An 18,969-nucleotide genomic window follows, 5' to 3' on the forward strand; every position below is an offset into this window, starting at 1 on the left:
GCGAACAGAGGCGGCCCGCAAGGGGCGGCCTGAAGGATGAAGTGTATAACAAGGAGAGAATCAAATGGCAATTCCAGTCTATCTGTGGCTCAAAGACGACGGCGGCGCGGACATCAAAGGCTCTGTTGACGTGCAGGAGCGCGAAGGCAGCATCGAAGTGGTGGCGCAGGAGCACAACCTGTACATCCCGACCGATAACAACACCGGCAAGCTGACCGGCACCCGCATTCACACCCCGTTCCTGTTCACCAAAGAAATCGACGCCTCCAGCCCGTACCTCTACAAAGCGGTCACGACGGGTCAGACCCTCAAGTCTGCGGAGTTCAAATGGTACCGCATCAACGACGCGGGCCAGGAGGTGGAGTACTTCAACACCAAACTGGAAAACGTGAAAGTGGTGAAAGTGAATCCTGAGATGTACGACGTGAAAGACCCGTCGAAGGAGAAGCACAACCACCTTGAGCGCGTAGAGCTGCGCTACGAGAAAATCACCTGGACCTATAAAGACGGCAACATTATTCATTCCGACAGCTGGAACGAACGCGCTACCGCGTAATTGCTCGTCATAGTTCGCGCTGTAGCGGCGTTGGCTGCGTTCATGCACCCCGGTCACTTACGTCAGTCAGCTCCCGGGGCTGCACTCGCTTGCCGCCTTGCTTCAACGCGAACTATTCAGAGCAATGGCCGACGGGCAGTAATTTTTGCCCGTTTTTTGCTGAACGTCTGCCTGTGCGGGTGCTGAGCAAAGAACACCACAATTTGCCGCCAGACCTGATGCGCTTGGGTTCCTTCCTGAAGGAAAAGCGAGGGGCGGTAGCGTCTCCGGGCACTGATAAATAAAGAGAGAATCTCATGGAAAACCCCGCCATCCTGTTACGTCGTCTGAATCCTTACTGCGCCCGCGCAATGGAAGGCGCAGCCTCCCTGTGTCAGACCCGCGCGCACGCTTCAATCCTGCCGGAGCACTGGTTGCTGAAGCTGCTGGAGCAGGGGGAGGGTGATATCACCGTGCTGGCCCGACGCTACGAATGGGATATGGACGGCCTCTGGCAGGATCTGCTGGGCTGGCTGGATAAGCAGCCGCGTTCGGTACGGGGGCGTCCGCAACTGGCAGACAGCCTTCAGACGCTGATGCAGGAAGCCTGGCTGATTGCTTCTCTCGGTGGCGAAGAACATATCCGCAGCGTTCACCTGCTGATGGCGCTGGTGGAGAAACCCCATCTGGCGCGCTGTGACGGCCTGTGGCCGCTGTTAACCCTGGGGCAGAGCCAACTGGAACGCTTGCGTCCGCTGCTGGACGCCCAGTCCGACGAGCGTCCGGAGGTGCAGCAGCAGGAAGAACTGGCACAAAGCCACGGCGGCGACGTGGAATCAGTCGGCAATTTGGCCGGGGGAGAGCTGAAAGACGGTGAGCTCACCCCGGCGCTGCAGAATGCGCTGGATAAATTCACGCTGGACGTCACCGCCAAAGCCCGAGAGGGCAACATCGACCCGGTCTTTGGCCGTGACATCGAAATCCGCCAGATGGTGGATATCCTCTCCCGCCGTCGTAAAAACAATCCGATCCTGGTCGGTGAGCCGGGCGTGGGGAAAACCGCGCTAGTGGAAGGGCTGGCGCTGCGCATTGCCGAAGGCAACGTCCCGGAATCACTGAAAACCGTTATTCTGCGCACTCTTGACCTCGGCCTGCTGCAGGCCGGTGCGGGCGTGAAGGGGGAATTTGAGCAGCGCCTGAAAAACGTCATCGATGCGGTGCAGCAGTCGCCGGTGCCGATTTTGCTGTTTATCGACGAGGCCCACACCATCATCGGTGCCGGCAACCAGGCGGGCGGCGCCGATGCGGCCAACCTGCTGAAGCCAGCGCTGGCGCGCGGCGAGCTGCGCACCATTGCCGCCACCACCTGGAGCGAATACAAGCAGTACTTCGAGCGCGACGCCGCGCTGGAGCGCCGCTTCCAGATGGTGAAGGTCGACGAGCCGGACGACGACACTGCCTGCCTGATGCTCCGCGGCCTGAAATCCCGCTATGCGGAACACCACGGGGTGCACATTACCGACGATGCGGTCAAAGCTGCCGTCACCCTGTCGCGTCGCTACCTCACCGGCCGCCAGCTGCCGGACAAGGCGGTAGATCTGCTGGATACTGCGAGCGCAAGAGTACGCATGAGCCTGGACACCGTACCGGAGGCTATCACCCATCTGAAAGCACAACTGACGGCGCTGGAGCTGGAAGAGCAGGCGCTGCTGGAAGATATTGCCGCGGGCTGTAACCGCCATGGCGACCGGCTGAACGCGATTGAGCCGCAGCGGACGGAACTGGAAGACCGTATTCAGCAGCAGGAATGCCGTTTTGATAACGAAAAACAGCTGGCGCAGCAGCTGATGGCCAGCCGTCAGGACATCAGCCAGCAGGCCGAAATGTTTTCGCTTCAGCAGCAGTTGGATAAGGTGCAACAGGGTGAAGCGCTGATTCAGGTGGATGTGGACACCCGCACCGTTGCCAACGTGATTGCCGACTGGACCGGCGTACCGCTCTCCTCCTTAATGAAGGATGAGCAGAGCGAACTGCTGAGCCTGGAAGATGAAATCGGCAAACGGGTGGTGGGCCAGGGTATTTCCCTTACGGCCATCGCGCAGCGCCTGCGCGCCGCCAAAACCGGGCTGACGTCTGAAAATGGCCCGCAGGGCGTGTTCCTGCTGGTTGGCCCGAGCGGCACCGGGAAAACCGAAACCGCGCTGACCCTGGCGGACGTGCTGTACGGCGGTGAAAAATCACTGATTACCATCAACCTGTCGGAGTACCAGGAGCCGCACACCGTTTCCCAACTGAAGGGCTCGCCTCCGGGTTACGTCGGTTACGGCCAGGGAGGCATCCTCACCGAAGCCGTACGCAAGCGTCCGTACAGCGTGGTGCTGCTGGATGAAGTGGAAAAGGCGCACCGCGACGTGATGAACCTGTTCTATCAGGTGTTTGACCGCGGCTTTATGCGCGACGGCGAAGGGCGTGAAATCGACTTCCGCAACACGGTCATTCTGATGACCTCCAACCTCGGCAGCGACGCCATTATGCAACGGCTGGACGAACAGCCGGAGGCGACGGAAGGTGATTTACAGGAGTTGCTGCGCCCGACGCTGCGCGACCACTTTCAGCCGGCGCTGCTGGCGCGCTTCCAGACCGTGATCTATCGTCCGCTGAGTGAGCCTGCGATGCGCACCATTGTGCAGATGAAGCTCGGCCAGGTCAGCCAGCGCCTGCATCGCCACTACGGCCTGACCACGCATATTGATGAGAGCCTGTATGACGCGCTGACCGCCGCCTGTCTGCTGCCGGATACCGGCGCGCGCAACGTCGACAGCCTGCTTAACCAGCAAATTTTGCCGGTGCTGAGTCAGCAACTGCTCGCGCATATGGCCGCGAAACAGAAACCGCAGTCGCTGACCCTGAGCTGGGATGAGGAAGAAGGGATTGGGCTGGCGTTTGACCAGACAGAGGGCGCGAAACTATGAGTACTCATCCGTTAATCCGCTTCAGCCACAGCCACCACCTGCTGGCGGTCAAAGCGTGTAATGCCACCCTGGACGTGCTGGCCTTTGAAGGCACTGAGGCCCTGAGCAGGCCGTTCAGCTACCGCATTGAATTCACCAGCGGAGACCATGCCATCAGCAAAGAGATGATGCTGATGCAACCGGCCTCCCTGACGCTGCAGGCCCCGGTTGACCAGGGTTTCGGCATTAAAATCCAGCAGCCGGTGCGGGTAATGCAGGGGGTGGTAAGTGGTTTTGAACGCCTCGGCACCTCGAAGGATGAAACCCATTACGCCCTGACGCTGCAGCCACGGCTGGCGCTGCTCGACCGTTCGCACCAGAACGCGATTTACCAGGACATGTCGGTGCCGCAGATTGTGGAGAAAATCCTGCGTGAGCGGCATAACATGCGCGGGCAGGACTTTCTGTTTTCCCTCTCAAAAGAGTACCCGCGCCGCGAACAGGTGATGCAGTACGGTGAGGACGACCTGCGCTTTATCAGCCGCCTGCTGGGTGAAGTCGGCATCTGGTTCCGCTTCACCACCGACGCGCGCCTGAACATTGACGTGGTGGAGTTTTATGACGGTCAGCAGGGTTATGAGAAGGGGCTGACGCTGCCATCAGTCCCGCCGTCGGGCCAGCATGACCGCGGCGTGGAATCCGTCTGGGAGATGGCAAGCCACCACAACGTGGTACAGAAGCAGGTCAGCACCCGCGATTACAACTACCGCCAGGCGACGGACGAGATGAACACCCGGGTGGATGCCACCCGCGGGGATGCCACCACCTACGGCGATGCGTATCACTACGCGGATAACTACCTGACGGCGGGCAGCGCGTATGACCGCAACCCGGCGCCGGAGTCCGGCGCGTTTTACGCCCGCATACGTCACGAGCGCTACCTGAACGGCCAGACGCGGCTTTCCGCCCTCACCAGCTGCGCAACGCTCTCTCCCGGCCGGGTGCTGCAAGTGACCGGCGGTAATGAGGTGACGGACAACTTCAGCCAGGGCACGCTGGTCACCGCCCTGACCAGCCACGCGCGGCGTGACAAAAGCTTTGAAATCCACTTCAGCGGCATCCCGGACAGCGCGGACTTTGGCTTCCGCCCGGAGCCCGGGAGCCGCCCGGTAATGGCGGGCACGTTGCCCGCCCGCGTCACCAGTACGACCGAAAACGATACTTACGGCCATATTGATAAAGACGGCCGCTACCGGGTCAACATGCTGTTTGACCGCGATAACTGGGAAACCGGATTCGAGAGCCTGTGGGTGCGCCAGTCCCGGCCCTATGCGGGTGACACTTACGGCCTGCACCTGCCGCTGCTGGCGGGCACCGAAGTGGCGATTGGCTTTGAGGACGGCAACCCGGACCGGCCGTATATCTCCGGCGTGCTGCACGACTCGGCGCACGGGGACCACGTCACCATCCGCAACTATAAGCGCAACGTGCTGCGCACGCCGGCGAACAACAAAATCCGCCTCGACGATGAGCGCGGCAAAGAGCACATCAAGGTCAGCACGGAGTACGGCGGCAAGAGCCAGCTGAACCTCGGCCACCTGGTCGACGGCGACAGGCAGCAGCGCGGCGAGGGTTTTGAACTGAGGACGGACAGCTGGGGGAGTGTGCGTGCCGGTAAAGGGCTGTTTATCAGTGCTGATGTACAGACTACCGCAACCGGTCAGGTGCTCGATATGTCATCGGCAATCAGTCTGGTTAAGGGCGCGGTAGGCCAGATGAATGACTGGCAGGGGATCTCGCAGTCCCATCATAATTTCCAGCCTGATACCACATCTCTTAAACAGTATCTGGATAGTGTCGATCGGCTAAAAAATCCGGCAATGCTGTTCAGTGCTCCCGGAGGGGTAGCGGCCGTCAGCCCTGAAGCCATTCTGCTTAAAAGCGGCATGAATCTGCATCTGCAAAGCTCAGGGGAAACGAATCTTGCCAGTGGGAAGCGTATTTCTGTAAACGCCAGCCAGGGGATTTCGCTACTTTCTCAGCAGGAGGGGGTTCGCGTGGTTTCCGGTAAGGGGCCGCTGGTGATGGAATCACACGGTGATACCCTGGGAATGACAGCACTAAAAGATGTCACCGTTCAGTCCGTGCAGGGAGTGCTTCAATTAACGGCAAAAAACGGTATTACGCTGGCCTGCGGTGGAGCGTATATCCGCCTGTCGCCAAACGGTGAGATTGAGATCCACGGCCCCAGAGCGTTAAGCCTGAAGGGCCAGCATAATTTACAAGGACCCGTTAGTGAGGATTTCCCGTTACCTGAACTGCCTCAGTCGGTGTGTAAGGACTGTCTGAAAAAGGCGCAAGAAGAGGCGATGGGTTTTGTGATTCGTGGCTAAGGAAATTTAACGAATGTTATTACTCCATGAAAAATGGCTGACCCACGCAGAAAACCTCTGTGTTCGTGCGGGCCAAAAGCATATAGACGTATTGGTCGATCGGGCCGGTAGCTCTTCATCCCTACAGGAGGCCATACGTGATATGGATCCTCCGGTCAGTTGGCACTCACTGTTTGAAAATACCCCGGAGGAGGCTCTGACGGAAGAGGCGCCTTTACTGATGCGTCTTGACTTGTCGGCCTGGCAACACAAAACCTGGTTATCGGAGCTTATGCAGCATTTTCAGGGTACGCCGCGTCTGCTATTGGCGATTACACCGTTGCCGTTTGAACAATTTGCTCAGCATCTTCATACGCTGGCCGAGGTCAAATGGGGGGAACAAACTGGCCTTTTGCGTTTTTACGATACCCGTATTTTCCCGTTGCTGTTCTCACATGTCCTAACGCAGGAGCAGCAAATGGCATTTTCACACCTGGCATTGCTGTGGGGCTGGCTGGACCGCGATCGACATATTGTCTGGAAAGCGGGTATCTATGAACCGGGGAATAAGCTGCCTGAGAAACCCGACCCCATCTCTGTTGAGGATGTGCAGATTGAAATGCTGGGTTGTATTAGTGATGCTCAGAATCTAATGCCACAGTTTGATCGGGAGAGTATGACTAAAGAGCAGCATTTTTCCCGTTGCTTTGACATTGCGCTGGATGCCAGCCGGAATGGTTATTTAGGTGAGCTATTCTCTTACGCGATGGAAAGGATGAAAAAAACATAAAGGTTGCTATGCCACTTTCGCATATCAAGGAGGAGCGATGAATAAGGTTATTAAATATATTCTTTCAGGGGCTATGCTGCTGCTGGATATTGCCACCTCGGGCTGTTCGCTGGCGGCTAAAAATGATGATTACAGCGGAGGTGACCTCAGAGGGATTAACCATACCCGGCAAGGTATCACCCGTTTTAAAGTCAATGGATATGGTGGTCGTGTCGGGGGAAATACCTGCTGTATTCTGTTACCTGATCAGTGGCGCCCTGGAATGTGGGCTCACGTAGAATGGATATCTGATCCAAATCCTCGTGAAAAAATAAAAAGAAAAACTACGGGCTATGGTTTCGATCCCCAGGCTCTGGCGCTACATGAATCAAAATACCAACGCCATAGTGCATATGTAGAAATACCTAAATATGGAAGTGAACGATGCGGGTTAACGGTTCATTTTTTGCCATGTGATTGTGTGAAAGTAACCACCGCTTGTTCTGGCTATGGTACTGAAAACTACCCGATTAAAGAACCTCTGCATATGAAGGAGCCTGTCTTATGTCAGAAATAAATATCTGCGTAATCTTTATTTTACCCGTGTCAGGTTATTACTGCTGATTACTCAGAGTCAGCAGTAATAACCCGGTTAGCTATGCCACTTTCGCATATCAAGGAGAAGCGATGAATAAGGTTATTAAATATACTCTTTCAGGGGCTATGCTGCTGCTGGCTATTGCCACCTCGGGCTGTTCGCTGGCGGCTAAAAATGATGATTACAGCGGAGGTAACCTTAGAGGGATCAACCATACCCGGCAAGGTATCACCCGTTTTAAAGTCAATGGATATGGTGGTCTCATTGGGGGAAATACCTGCTGTATTCTGTTACCTGATCAGTGGCGGCCTGGAATGCAGGCCCGTATAGAGTGGAAAACTGACCCGGGTACTGCATCTAAATTTCCCGGCTATCAGGATCCGGAGAAATATAAAGCCTGGGAGAAGGAGGTAAACAGCAGCTATGTACAGCATATGACGAGTGTAGAAATACCTAAATATGGAAGTGAACGATGCGGGTTAACGGTACATTTTTTGACATGTAATCGTGTGAAAGTAACCACCGCTTGTTCTGGCTATGGTACTGAAAACTACCCGATTAAAGAACCCTTACATATGAAGGAGCCAGCCTCATGTTCGCAGTAACTACAGCGTTAGCCGCAGCCTGGGCACCGCCGTTATTTCCTGCCCAGGGGCGGTTACCAATTAAGCCTGAAGATGTGATGGCAAACTATAAAAAACAGGTTCGTGAGCAGGAAGCTTACCTTTGTGAGTTAAGTGAAGCTGCGGGCCGCCGGGTGGGGTTTACCTGCAGCCAGAGCCTGCATATCAGCTTGTTTTTTGATGGCACGGGCAATAATAATGAGCATGATACGAGTGTAGATCCTGCCCACCCAACTAATATCGCAAAGCTGTATCATGCCTCGTTACGGGGTGATGATGTTGAGAGTAAGGGGTATTTTTCTTACTATATGCCGGGTGTTGGCACTCCATTCCCGAAAATTGGGGAGCTAGATTACAGTGATGATGGTTTAAAATATGCGTCCGGTGGTGAGAACCGGATTAACTGGGCATTACTAATGCTGGTTGATGCATTAACTTATACCGTTACCTCCCTACAAACGCGACTAAGTGATGAAGTGGCTAAATCGAAGTTATCCGATATGCGTGCTCACTGGCCGCTAACCGGTGAGGTTAACCGGCGTAATGTCATCAATAATTTACTCGCTCCTTTAAAGGCGAAAGTTCCTCTCGCAAAGCCTCATCTGCTTAATATTAAGCTGTATATCTACGGTTTTTCACGCGGTGCAGCTGAAGCCCGCACCTTTGTTAGCTGGCTAACTGAGCTGTTTCCCGCCAGGGATGGAAAAGCGGAGATGGCGCTGCTGGGCCTGCCTGTCAGCATTGAGTTTTTGGGTGTGCTGGATACCGTGCCCTCCGTAGGCATAGCACATATCCTGCCATTTGCAGAAGGGCATATGGGCTGGGCAAACGGCACCCAGCAGCTGCCTGATGGAGACAAGTTTCCCAATCTAATTAAGTGTTGCCGACATTTTGTTGCTGCTCATGAACAGCGGCTATGTTTCCCGCTTGATACCATTCGCAGGCCAGAAGGAGTGTATCCTGCCCAAACCAAAGAGGTGATATACCCCGGTATGCACTCTGATGTTGGCGGTGGTTATCCGCCCGGAGAGCAAGGGAAAGCGAGAGGTGGGGTAGGGGAAGTCTTGTCTCAGATTGTTTTGCACGATATGTATGCGGCAGCTTTTGCCGCTGGAGCGCCTCTAACTGCACCAGAAGAGGCAATTCCTGATGAGCTCAAACAGAAACAGCCATTCAGGGCAATGCCTTCAGATTTCCTTCAAGAATTCGCTGTTTTTCCTGTGTTGGTAAAAAGATTCAATCTTTGGCGTACCACATTACTCGATGCTGAAACGGCAGCGCAACCCAGTGAAACTGATGAACTCTATGGTTATCATCCCCATGATCTCAGCATGCCGCTGGAAGAAGCGATCGTGAACCAGATGGGATGGCTCACTGCCTGGCGTATTGGTCGCTATGCGCATGGTAGTTATCAAACCCAACCCTTCTTTACTCAGGCCAAAGAAAATTCAGCGGATCAGCAGGCTATCGATGAAAAGGAAAGAAAAAAAGATCAGGCGCAAATAGAAGCGGGCCGTAAAGCAGCGCGCCTGAACCCTGACTCGCCGGACGCGCAGGAAAATCTGAATAAACAAGGTCTCCCGGCCTATGAGGCAACGATCGATCAGACCCAGCTAAAAGAAGCGGCCCAGGAGTTCAGAAGTGACTACTTCGACTGGGGGCGGGATCAAAATAGCTGGCAGCAGATAGTACTGGATACCATTCCTCAAAATGCCATTTATCTTCTCAATAGCGATGAGGAAGAGCCTGAATATCGGCGTATGAAAGGCGATGGCGATCGTATCTATCCTAAATTATTTAAAGATCGGCTGGGGTCAATCACTCAGGATCCAAAGATGGCTGAAGTCTGCGCACTCTACGACGATCAGGTCCATGACTCACGCGCATGGTTTATGTACTCAACGTTAAAAGGCCGTGAGTTGTGGGGGGGGTTCTTCCGTTATCGCATGATCTACTGCGGGACTGAATCTAATAAATCACTGTCATTAGTTTCTATCGCGGGCAGGGTCGTAGGCGTTGCAACGTTGGCGGGCGGTGTTATTTACGGCGTGCGTAACAAGAAAGGGATAAATATCGCAACCGGAGCCCTTGCGGGTTTCGGCGTGGGTATGGCTGCTATGACCGTCGAACGTAAAATAATCGATCTGACAACGGGTGAAGCGGCAACGCTTCTGCCTGATGCGCTGGCTTTATTTCAGCCTACCGATGACATTGGTAGCCTGACCGCCAGTCAGACAAATCAGGCTATTGCCAGCCAGTATGAACAGTCTAAGAAAAGTATGCTGGACTACCTGGTATCGGTGGGTACGGAACTGGTATGAGGTTTACCCATGATCGGGCGATATACCCACTACCACTCACAATAACCCGCTGACAGGCAAGGCGAGGAGATGTTAATGAAACAGGTTGTACGCGAGGGCGATACCCTGCGGGAGTACGGCGGGAAAGTGCTGGGCGGGCATTATCTTTGCTTTGGTAAGGGGATAGCCACGAAAGGAGATGCGGTTAAATGTAATAAGCACGGGATGACGGTCATCAGCGAAGGCAGTTCGCTATCGGAAGTGGACGGGCAGCCGGTAGCGCTGCACGGCCACCGCTGTGCCTGTGGTTGCACGCTGGTGAGCTCCTTTCCTGATTGCGGTATTGAGCTGTGAGGCCGCTGCCGGAGTATCCATCCTACCGGATCGCGCACCCTCCTGATGGCAAACGCTGGCTGTTAGTGGGAGCGCTGCTGGCGGTGTTGTGCAGCGGCGGCGGTACGCTGCTTCATCGTGCAGGAAGTGACGCTGGCCTGATTGTCAAAGGGATGGCTGGCGCGGTGGTTCTGCTGGGCGTGCTCTGGTTAATACGTCTGCTGTATTACCGGGCCTCGGCACATAACGCCCGATATTATGCGCAACTGGTTGAACGGCAGCAGCAGGTCTGGTGGGCACAGCATCAACACCGTTTCGCGCTCAGTGAAATGGTGTTGATGGGCCCGGCCGGGACAGATACGCCACACTGGCTGCATCTGTTAAAACGGGAACATCGGGCTCCTGAGAAAAAAAATGAGCCAGGTGGCAAGGCGCTGCGTATTGGCCGAACGTTGGTTGACCCGGGGGCTGAACGGGAGGCTTTGCTGGCAAAAATGCTGGTGTTGCAATGGCAGGCACAGATGGCAGATTCCCCCCTCCCGCACATACGGCGCTATTACTGGCAGGGTTCCCTGGCTGCCTGGCGTGCATTCTGTGCCCAAATGCAGGATTCGTTTGCTGACGTTGCGCTCCCTGAACATCCGGAAAAATGGCAAGGCGAAGAGACGCTGTCTGCACTTGCCGCAACGGCTCAAACGCTCCCGGAAAACGAGGCCATTCTTGTTGCCGGGTGCCATTCGATGACGGCCTCGTTTAACTCAACGCAGCCTGCCGGTGAGTCTGCAGCTCTCTGTCTGGTCGCGCAGAAAGGCCAGGTCAGCCTTACCCGAGGAGAGTTCTACGATATTGCCGGGGAAGAGGTTTTAACCGCAGTCTGCGAGCGGGCGGAGCAGCAAAGCGAACTCGAAGAGGCTCCTGACGCCTGCATGCTCTTTTCACAGCCAGCGTTACCCGCGCTGGCGCAAAGTGGCTGGAATGTGACCCATCACGTTCAGAACCTCAACTGGGGAAACCCTGGTGAGATGGAAATGCTCATCGTGCTGACCCTGGCGGCCCTTTACGCTAAATATAATCAGGAACCCTGCGGCTGGATAGCCAAAGATCCTTTACACACACTCGCACTTGGAATTGTTAAACCTTATGGAGAAGGAAAATAAACCCGCTGAATTTTCTGTAGTGTCCACCGCGGTGTTGTTTGTTGCTACCGTGACGCTGCTTGTTCTAATGGGCGGGCTGGTATGGTGGTACTGGAGAGCGGATCTCTCCACGGAATGGAGCGAACTCCGTCCGCTGCTGGTGGTCTGTTTTATTATCTGGGGACTCTCACTTAGCGCGCTGGCGCTGGGGTTTATCGCATTCCGCTTATTGATTCGGGATAAAGTGATTCGGGAGCCTTCCCCTGCGCCCACCACAAAGAAAAAAACAACGTACCTGCCGCTCAAGGCTGATATTTCTCAGCACCTCCGCTCCCGCTACACCCTCTTCTGGCGCCGTAAAACCCGCCTGCTGCTGGTCGTGGGCGATGACGCCGCAATCGAACGGCTGGTGCCCGGCCTGCAACAGCAGCAGTGGCTGGAAGGTAACCGCACGGTGCTGATTTATGGCGGCAGCCTGACAGCTGAGCCGGACAAAGAAAAATATACCGCGCTGCGTAAGCTGCGCCGCGGCCGTCCGCTGGACGGGATTATTCGTGTGCTGGGCAACGCACAGAACCTGACGCCGCAGATCAGTGATAACGACCTGCGCGGCCTGGAGAAAATCAGCGCGCTGCTGCGCTATTCCGCCCCGGTCTGGCTGTGGCAGCTGTGCGACAGTAAGTGGTCACAGGCGACGCGCACGGAGCAGGCGGTGGGGGCCAGTTTCCCGCTGCGTTCGCAGGCGGAGGATATTACCCGCCAGCTTGAGCGGCTGCTGCCGGAACTGCGCGCCCGGGGTGTGAGTCAGATAGTCGGGGAGCGCAGTCACGACTTCCTGCTGCGTTTGGGCCAGCAGCTGCAAGAGGGCGGCATTGCCCGCTGGGCTCAGCAGCTCGCGCCGTGGCTGTATAGCTCGCAGCCGCGTGTTCCGCTGCGTGGGCTGGTTTTTAGCCTGCCGGCTGATTTATCAGAGGACGCAGCCGCTGTCGCTGCAGAGAATGACGTCCCTGAATCACAGCGCCATGCGCTGACGCTACCGGCCAGTTGGCAGGGGGTGGTGAACGACTGCGGCCGCCTGCGCGGACGTCGTGTTGGACTCGCCTGGGAGCAGACGCTGGGCTGGACGCTGATGACGATCCTTGGCGTATGGGGCGCCGGGCTGTTGCTCTCCTTTGCGCTTAACCGTCATCAGATTGTTTCGGTGGCGGAGAAAGCGCACGCCCTGGTGGCGCATCCGTCCGTTTCTGATGCGCAGCTCACCAGCCTGCACGATCTGCGTAACGATGCCGGTCGTCTGCAGCATCATCTCCAGCGGGGGACGCCGTGGTATCAGCGCTTTGGGCTGGATCACAGCCAGCCACTGCTGGAGGCGATGCTGCCGTGGTATGGCGTGGCGAATAATCGCCTGATACGCGACCCGGCCAATGCGGCGCTGACGGAAAAGCTCACCGCGCTGGCTAACTCCGCGCCCAACAGCGACCGGCGCGCGCAGCTGGCGAAACCGGGTTATGACCAGCTGAAAGCCTGGATGATGATGGCGCGACCGGATAAGGTCGATGCGGCATTTTATGCCGGTACGCTGAAAAAGGTACAGCCACAACGGGCGGGGATCTCTACCGGACTGTGGCAGAGCCTGGCCCCGGATCTGTGGGCCTTTTATATCGCAGAGCTGCCACAGCAGCCGCAGTGGAAAATCACGCCGGACAGCGGGCTGGTCAGCCAGAGCCGCCAGGTGCTGCTGCAGCAAATTGGCCGTCGTAACGCGGAAAGTACGCTGTATGAAAACATGCTCCGATCGGTTCGTCGCAATTTTGCCGACGTCTCGCTTGAGGATATGACTAACGGCGTTGATGCCCGCCGCCTGTTTACCACGGATGAGGTGGTGCCGGGGATGTTTACCCGGCAGGCGTGGGAAGGGAGTATTCAGCAGGCGATTGATAAAGCGGCGAATACCCGCCGTGATGAAATCGACTGGGTGCTGAGCGACTCCCGCAAGGCGGTTGCGGCCGATCTCTCGCCGGAGGCGCTGAAAGCGCGTCTGACACAGCGTTACTTCACGGATTTTGCCGGGAGCTGGCTGAACTTCCTCAACAGCCTGCGGCTTAATCCGGCACATAATATTGCCGATGTCACCGACCAGCTGACGCTGATGAGCGATGTGCGCCAGTCACCGATGATTGCCCTGATGAACACGCTGGCGTGGCAGGGACAGGCGGGCCAGCAGCGTGAAGGGCTGTCTGACTCCCTCATCAAATCGGCAAAAGATCTGATCGGTAATAAAGAGAAACCGGTGATCGACCAGCGCGCTGCCGGGCCGCAGGGACCGCTGGATGAAACCTTCGGACCGTTACTCCAGCTTCTGGGGAAAAACGTGGCCAGCAACGTGATGTCGGCCGACAGTTCGCTGAGCCTGCAAACGTATCTGACGCGTATCACCCGCGTGCGCCTGCGTCTGCAGCAGGTGGCGAGCGCCTCCGATCCGCAGGAGATGATGCAGACGCTGGCGCAGACGGTGTTCCAGGGAAAAAGCGTGGATCTGACCGATACCCAGCAGTACGGCAGCCTGGTGGCGGCCAGTCTGGGGGAAGAGTGGAGCGGTTTTGGCAACACGATGTTTGTGCAGCCGCTGACCCAGGCCTGGGAAACGGTACTGCAGCCGTCGGCGGCCAGCCTCAACGACCGCTGGAGCCGCTCGGTGGTGGCCAACTGGCATACTGCGTTTGACGGTCGCTTCCCGTTCGCTGCCGGCAAAAGCGACGCCTCCCTGCCGATGCTGGCGGAATTTATCCGCAAAGACAGCGGGCGCATCGATCGCTTTTTAAGTACGGAGCTGAGTGGCGTACTGCATAAAGAGGGTAGCCAGTGGGTGCCGGACAGCGCTCACAGCCAGGGGCTGACGTTTAACCCGGCGTTCCTGAAAGCGGTCAATCAGCTGAGTCAGCTGTCGGATATCCTGTTTACCGACGGCAGCCAGGGCATCAGCTTCGAGCTGCAGGCACGTCCGGCGGCTCAGGTGGTAGAAACCCAGCTGACCATCGACGGCCAGAAACTTCACTACTTCAATCAGATGGCGGACTGGCAGAGTTTCCGCTGGCCGGGCGACACCTTCAAACCCGGTACGATGCTGACCTGGACCTCGACCAGCGCTGGCGCACGTCTGTTCGGCGATTACAGCGGCACCTGGGGCTTTATTCGCTGGCTGGAGCAGGGCAAGCGTCAGCAGCTTGACCGCAGCCAGTGGATGATGAGCTTTACCGCGCCGGACGGGCGCACCCTGCAGTGGGTGCTGCGCTCCCAGCTGGGGCGTGGCCCGCTGGCGCTGTTGGCGCTGCGTGGGTTCAGCCTGCCGGAGCAAATTTTTAGTGTGGATGCCGATGCCGCGGCGCAGGCGCTGGCGGGTAACGGCGCTATCTCAGACATGGACGGAATAGAAGAGTGACCACTTTACACAACGTAGTTGCAGCCTGTGCAGCGGATGAAAACACCTTACTGGCAGAGGCTCACAGGCATACCGCTGACTGGGAGCGCTGGTTGATACCGCTGGATGGCGGTGAAATGACCGGAGACGACCCAGGTTATGACGACGATTTTCAGCGCATTCGTGAAGAGATGAACAAACTCTCCGGTATTGATACCGGGCTGATTTGCCAGCTTGCCGAAAAGCTGCTGACCGGAGTAAGTAAGGACCTGCGCGTTATCACTTTTTACGTTTGGGCCCGCCTTCATCAGGATGGTGAGATCGGGTTTGCGGAAGGGCTGGAACTGCTGGCCGGTATGCTGGATCGTTTTGGTGCCCAACTGCATCCGCTGCGTGAGCGCAGCCGTCAGTCTGCACTGGAGTGGCTCGGCAGCAGTCGGATCACTGACAGCCTGTCGCGCTATCCGGAAGTGGATGTGGCCATCATGCGGCGTATTGTCGGGGCGCTTTTGCTGATCGACAGTGCCATGCGTGCGTACGATGAAAAAATGCATCCGCAGCTTGCCTCGCTGTATCAGGCGCTGGAAAACCGGCTGATTCAACACGGTGGAGCAAACAGCCTGGTGCCGCAGACCAGCAGGGAAGAGAGCGCGACGCCCGTACCGACCCCCTCGACACCGGTGATGAATACCGTCACGTCAGGCCGTGATCTGCTCGACCAAGCCAAAGTGCTGGCTAAATATCTGCGTGACCAGCCCGGCGGTTGGCTGGCAGGTCATCATCTGATGAAGAGCATTCGCTGGGATACGCTGACCGAATTGCCGCCGCTGGATGCGTCCGGGCGTACCCGGCTGGTGCCGCCTAAGCCGGATAATAAGGCGCATCTCAAACGGCTGTATCTGCAAAAGAGCTGGTCGGAATTGCTGGAGCATACCGATATCCTGCTGGCGCAGGGCGTTAATCACTTGTGGCTGGATGTGCAGTGGTATGCCTGGCAAGCGCTGGGCCAGCTCGACAGCGACAGCGTACGCGCCGATATCCTCTGTCGGGACCTGAAAGGCTTACTGGCACGTCTGCCGGGGCTGGACGCGCTGGCGTTTAACGACGGAACGCCGTTCGCGGATGAAGTGACGCTGAACTGGATCAACGAAAAAGTACTGGATGATATCAATAGCTGGAAAGACGGGGCCGTTACGGCTGCGCCATCCTCTGATGATGATGTGCTGACGCTGGAACCGGAAGTATTGGCAAAGGCCGACAGCGAGGGTATTGAAGCGGCGCTGAACTGGCTACAGGCCCGGCCGGGTTATACCTCAATCCGCGACCGCTGGCTGATGCGACTGTTGATGGCACGGATCACGGAACAGTACGGGAAAAATGAGATGGCGCTGCATTTGCTGGGCGAACTCGACGACAGCGCCGGGAAACTCACGCTGGCGCAGTGGACGCCGGAACGGATATTTGAGGTTAAAGCCCGTCGGCTGAAGCTGTTACGAACCAAAGCCGCCCGCAGCGAAGCAGAGAAAACCCGCCTGCAGCCGGAAATGGACACGCTACTGTCCGGACTGATTTCGTTGGATCCCGCACGAGCCACGGTGCTGTGCGGGTGAGACCACAATTCATCGATACGACAACATCTTCACCTATTGAGAAAGGAATTCATGGCTGTAAATACTAACGATCGCCGTCCGATCGCGACGCGTGATAAACCCTGGGCAAAAAAGAGTGCGCTGTGGTTAAAAAATAAAGGTGTCACCCCGAATCAAATTTCACTGGCGAGTACGGGGTGCGCTCTGCTTGCCTGCTTCTGTTTTTTATTCGCTTTCTATTTTTCATCCTTAATTGTCCGGGACGGCTTATTACTGCTGGCGGCAGGCTTCATTCAGGGGAGGCTGGTCTGTAATTTGCTTGATGGCATGGTGGCCGTAGAAGGCGGACTGGCTACGCCTGCTGGCCCTGTCTATAACGAATTACCTGACAGACTGTCGGATACGCTGATTTTTGTTGGTGTTGGCTATGGCCTGAGTGCGTATCCGGGCGCCGGAACGCTGGGCTGGATAGCAGCACTGTTGGCGTTGATGACCGCTTATTTGCGTCTTTTAGGCGGAACCTGTGGTTTACGTCAGCGTTTTTCAGGGCCAATGGCTAAACAGCACCGTATGGCGCTACTGTGCGGGTGCGCTCTGTTGGCAATTTTCTTGCCGGCACACTACGGACAAACTCTGTTTTTTCTGTGTCTGGTTGTCATCAGCCTCGGAGCGCTTATTACCTGCTGGCGTCGCGGGAAGTGCATTCTTGATGAGCTGCATCAGAATGCGATAACGCAGGAGAAAACGAATGAGTAACACGGTGAAGCCTACATTAGGCAGCCGATTAGTGGCCCGGATCTTGATTCGTTTATGCCGTTTACTTACAGGCGTGCGTGCTCGCTGGTTATCACCCGTGCCGGATAGCGCGTCGGTCAGAATTTATTATGCTAATCACTCCAGCCATCTTGACGGTATTGTGATTTGGGCCAGTATGCCTTCTCAACTGCGATCTTCTGTCCGTCCGGTTGCTGCGGCAGATTACTGGCTCTCCTCATCGTTACGTCGCTATATTGCCCGACGCATTTTTAATGCTGTACTGATTAAGCGGCGCCCCTCTGCGGAGGAAGGCAAACGGCCAAATAACGCGCTGGAATTGATGAGTGAAACGCTGAATAACCAGCAGTCGCTGATTATTTTTCCCGAAGGAACCCGGGGCAATGGCGATGAAATCTCAGCCTTCAAAAGTGGTCTCTGGCATCTGGCCCGTATGAACCCCAGTGTTCAACTGGTGCCCGTTTACCTTGAAAACCTCAACCGTGTTCTGCCAAAAGGCTCTCATCTGGTGGTGCCGATATTGTGCTCTGCGACCTTTGGTGAGCCCATTAGCCCGCTGGAGGAAGGGGAAGAAAAAAATGCATTTTTGCAACGTGCCAGGGAAGCGCTGGAGGGGCTCAAGTTATGAATTTTCAGGATCACGCCTTGGTTTATTTGCTGGCTGGCTTATTTGGGCTACTGATATTTGCCAGCATCACCGGGTTTATTATTGAAAAAGTCAAAGGTAGCTCACCCGTTATTGTGAACCTTAATGCCCGTATTCGCGCCTGGTGGATGATGTGTTTGCTTTCGGTTGCAGCGATGTGGTTTGGGCCTGTTGGGTCAACATTATTGTTTGCAATTATGTCGCTATTGGCCTTAAGAGAGTGTATCACGCTGACGCCGACTCGCCGTGGGGATCATGAAGCGCTGTTCTGGTGCTTTTTTATTCTCCTGCCGCTGCAATATGTGCTGGTTGGCATACAGTGGTACGGAACCTTTGCCATTTTTATTCCGGTTTACGCTTTCTTATTTATCCCCACCCGAATGGCTCTGGCCGGTGACTCAAATAACTTTCTGGAAAGAAGTGCCAAAATACAGTGGAGCATGATGATTGCCGTATATTGCATCAGCTATGCACCGGCCTTACTGATACTGCCTATTCCGGGGTATGAACATCAGAATATTAAGCTGCTGCTGTTCCTGATGATTGTCGTGCAGATTTCAGATGTTCTACAGTATATCTTCGGGAAGTTAATGGGGAAACGCCCCATCGCGCCGCGTCTGAGCCCCAATAAAACGATAGAAGGATTTGTCGGTGGAATATCCTCGGCAACGCTTGTTGGGACACTACTTTGGTGGATAACCCCCTTCACGCCGTGGCAGGCTGCCCTGATTTCACTGGTGATAACGCTTTTAGGATTCGCGGGAGGGCTGTGTATGTCTGCCATTAAACGAGACCGTGGCATCAAGGATTTTGGTGCCATGATTGAAGGTCATGGGGGCATGATGGACAGAATTGATTCCCTCTGTTTTGCCGCCCCTGTTTTTTTTCATCTCGTTCGGTTTTGGTTCACCTGATCCCTCATAGA

The 18,969-nt window shown here is 56.0% G+C and carries 14 protein-coding genes; all 14 read left to right on the plus strand.

Features of this window, described 5'->3' with window-relative positions; genetic code table 11:
* Positions 1 to 64 precede the first annotated feature (64 nt).
* Positions 65 to 556 carry an Hcp family type VI secretion system effector gene (locus J1C60_RS03215; RefSeq protein ID WP_128177243.1) on the plus strand — a complete coding sequence of 164 codons (492 nt, stop codon included), beginning with the start codon at positions 65 to 67 and terminating at the stop codon, positions 554 to 556.
* A gap of 296 nt (positions 557 to 852) precedes the next feature.
* Positions 853 to 3,507: a type VI secretion system ATPase TssH gene (tssH, locus tag J1C60_RS03220; RefSeq protein WP_128176526.1), complete on the plus strand. Its 2,655-nt coding sequence runs from the start codon at positions 853 to 855 to the stop codon at positions 3,505 to 3,507.
* Positions 3,504 to 5,879 carry a type VI secretion system Vgr family protein gene (locus J1C60_RS03225; RefSeq protein ID WP_128176528.1) on the plus strand — a complete coding sequence of 792 codons (2,376 nt, stop codon included), beginning with the start codon at positions 3,504 to 3,506 and terminating at the stop codon, positions 5,877 to 5,879. The genes tssH and J1C60_RS03225 overlap by 4 nt, the downstream gene beginning before the upstream one ends.
* Before the next feature lie 13 nt (positions 5,880 to 5,892).
* Entirely contained in the window at positions 5,893 to 6,648 is a 756-nt protein-coding gene (locus tag J1C60_RS03230; RefSeq protein ID WP_128176529.1) for a toxin Tle1 chaperone Tla1, read from the plus strand.
* Positions 6,649 to 6,685: 37 nt separating this feature from the next.
* Positions 6,686 to 7,204: a Tli1a family immunity protein gene (locus tag J1C60_RS03235; RefSeq protein WP_128176531.1), complete on the plus strand. Its 519-nt coding sequence runs from the start codon at positions 6,686 to 6,688 to the stop codon at positions 7,202 to 7,204.
* A gap of 110 nt (positions 7,205 to 7,314) precedes the next feature.
* A complete protein-coding gene (locus tag J1C60_RS03240) occupies positions 7,315 to 7,830 on the plus strand; it encodes a Tli1a family immunity protein (RefSeq protein ID WP_128176533.1) in 516 nt (171 codons plus the stop codon).
* Complete coding sequence (locus J1C60_RS03245; protein ID WP_128176535.1) at positions 7,818 to 10,169, plus strand: T6SS phospholipase effector Tle1-like catalytic domain-containing protein; 2,352 nt, start codon at positions 7,818 to 7,820, stop codon at positions 10,167 to 10,169. The genes J1C60_RS03240 and J1C60_RS03245 overlap by 13 nt, the downstream gene beginning before the upstream one ends.
* Before the next feature lie 75 nt (positions 10,170 to 10,244).
* Positions 10,245 to 10,502, plus strand: a complete 258-nt coding sequence (locus J1C60_RS03250) for a PAAR domain-containing protein (RefSeq protein WP_128176537.1) — start codon at positions 10,245 to 10,247, stop codon at positions 10,500 to 10,502.
* On the plus strand, positions 10,499 to 11,638 hold the full coding sequence (locus tag J1C60_RS03255) for a hypothetical protein (protein ID WP_235859160.1): 1,140 nt from the start codon (positions 10,499 to 10,501) through the stop codon (positions 11,636 to 11,638). Before J1C60_RS03250 ends, J1C60_RS03255 begins: the two co-directional genes overlap by 4 nt.
* Positions 11,622 to 15,056 (plus strand): ImcF-related family protein, encoded by a 3,435-nt coding sequence (locus J1C60_RS03260; protein ID WP_128176539.1) that lies wholly within the window; start codon positions 11,622 to 11,624, stop codon positions 15,054 to 15,056. Before J1C60_RS03255 ends, J1C60_RS03260 begins: the two co-directional genes overlap by 17 nt.
* Entirely contained in the window at positions 15,053 to 16,645 is a 1,593-nt protein-coding gene (tssA, locus tag J1C60_RS03265; protein ID WP_128176541.1) for a type VI secretion system protein TssA, read from the plus strand. The genes J1C60_RS03260 and tssA overlap by 4 nt, the downstream gene beginning before the upstream one ends.
* Before the next feature lie 51 nt (positions 16,646 to 16,696).
* Positions 16,697 to 17,380, plus strand: coding sequence for a CDP-alcohol phosphatidyltransferase family protein (locus J1C60_RS03270; protein WP_128176543.1), 684 nt, complete (start codon positions 16,697 to 16,699; stop codon positions 17,378 to 17,380).
* A complete protein-coding gene (locus J1C60_RS03275) occupies positions 17,373 to 18,026 on the plus strand; it encodes a lysophospholipid acyltransferase family protein (RefSeq protein ID WP_128176545.1) in 654 nt (217 codons plus the stop codon). Before J1C60_RS03270 ends, J1C60_RS03275 begins: the two co-directional genes overlap by 8 nt.
* A complete protein-coding gene (locus tag J1C60_RS03280; RefSeq protein WP_128176547.1) occupies positions 18,023 to 18,958 on the plus strand; it encodes a phosphatidate cytidylyltransferase in 936 nt (311 codons plus the stop codon). The genes J1C60_RS03275 and J1C60_RS03280 overlap by 4 nt, the downstream gene beginning before the upstream one ends.
* Positions 18,959 to 18,969 lie beyond the last annotated feature (11 nt).

The sequence above is a fragment of the [Pantoea] beijingensis genome (genome assembly GCF_022647505.1).
Lineage (GTDB): Bacteria > Pseudomonadota > Gammaproteobacteria > Enterobacterales > Enterobacteriaceae > Erwinia > Erwinia beijingensis.

What these genes read in the sequence shown, in the direction of transcription:
- J1C60_RS03215 (WP_128177243.1), top strand. Translation starts at nt 65, where the DNA reads ATGGCAATTCCAGTCTATCTGTGGCTCAAAGACGACGGCGGCGCGGAC.
- J1C60_RS03275 (WP_128176545.1), top strand. Translation starts at nt 17,373, where the DNA reads ATGAGTAACACGGTGAAGCCTACATTAGGCAGCCGATTAGTGGCCCGG.
- J1C60_RS03280 (WP_128176547.1), top strand. Translation starts at nt 18,023, where the DNA reads ATGAATTTTCAGGATCACGCCTTGGTTTATTTGCTGGCTGGCTTATTT.
- tssH (WP_128176526.1), top strand. Translation starts at nt 853, where the DNA reads ATGGAAAACCCCGCCATCCTGTTACGTCGTCTGAATCCTTACTGCGCC.
- J1C60_RS03240 (WP_128176533.1), top strand. Translation starts at nt 7,315, where the DNA reads ATGAATAAGGTTATTAAATATACTCTTTCAGGGGCTATGCTGCTGCTG.
- J1C60_RS03270 (WP_128176543.1), top strand. Translation starts at nt 16,697, where the DNA reads ATGGCTGTAAATACTAACGATCGCCGTCCGATCGCGACGCGTGATAAA.
- J1C60_RS03235 (WP_128176531.1), top strand. Translation starts at nt 6,686, where the DNA reads ATGAATAAGGTTATTAAATATATTCTTTCAGGGGCTATGCTGCTGCTG.
- J1C60_RS03225 (WP_128176528.1), top strand. Translation starts at nt 3,504, where the DNA reads ATGAGTACTCATCCGTTAATCCGCTTCAGCCACAGCCACCACCTGCTG.
- J1C60_RS03250 (WP_128176537.1), top strand. Translation starts at nt 10,245, where the DNA reads ATGAAACAGGTTGTACGCGAGGGCGATACCCTGCGGGAGTACGGCGGG.
- J1C60_RS03230 (WP_128176529.1), top strand. Translation starts at nt 5,893, where the DNA reads ATGTTATTACTCCATGAAAAATGGCTGACCCACGCAGAAAACCTCTGT.
- J1C60_RS03260 (WP_128176539.1), top strand. Translation starts at nt 11,622, where the DNA reads ATGGAGAAGGAAAATAAACCCGCTGAATTTTCTGTAGTGTCCACCGCG.
- J1C60_RS03245 (WP_128176535.1), top strand. Translation starts at nt 7,818, where the DNA reads ATGTTCGCAGTAACTACAGCGTTAGCCGCAGCCTGGGCACCGCCGTTA.